This window comes from Schumannella sp. 10F1B-5-1, assembly GCF_006517535.1.
Lineage (GTDB): Bacteria > Actinomycetota > Actinomycetes > Actinomycetales > Microbacteriaceae > Schumannella.
This window is the reverse complement of the sequence record NZ_VHQH01000292.1, coordinates 1-319: the sequence shown is the minus strand read 5'-3', so window position 1 is coordinate 319 and position 319 is coordinate 1. Positions and strand designations below refer to the sequence as shown.

Annotated in this window: 1 protein-coding gene; it reads right to left on the bottom strand. The window is 74.9% G+C overall.

Annotation, left to right across the window (positions count from 1 at the left end; translation table 11 throughout):
* The coding region (locus tag FJ658_RS15755) for a substrate-binding domain-containing protein (protein ID WP_181408528.1) at nt 1-262 on the bottom strand (262 nt) is incomplete at its 3' end.
* Between the last annotated feature and the right edge of the window lie 57 nt (nt 263-319).

Here is a 319-nt window from a genome sequence, read left to right as displayed (position 1 = left end):
GGTCGTCGTAGGAGATGATCGCGGCCTCGTCCGGTGCGGCGTCGGCCAGCACCGCCGAGATCGAGGTGGGGTCGACGGGGGCGATCACGACCGCGGCGGGGGCGGCCGAGAGCACCTCCCGCAGCTGCTCCAGCTGGCGCGGGATGTCATCGCCCGCGAAGCGCACCTCCACCGCGTATCCGTCACCCTCCAGCTCGTCGCGCAGCACCTGGGCGCTCGCACCCCAGTCGTCGTCCGGCTGCCCGGGGAACAGCACCACCACGGGGGGACCGCTCGGCGGCGGTGTGCACGCGGCGAGCGAGCCGGCGAGCGCGCCGAT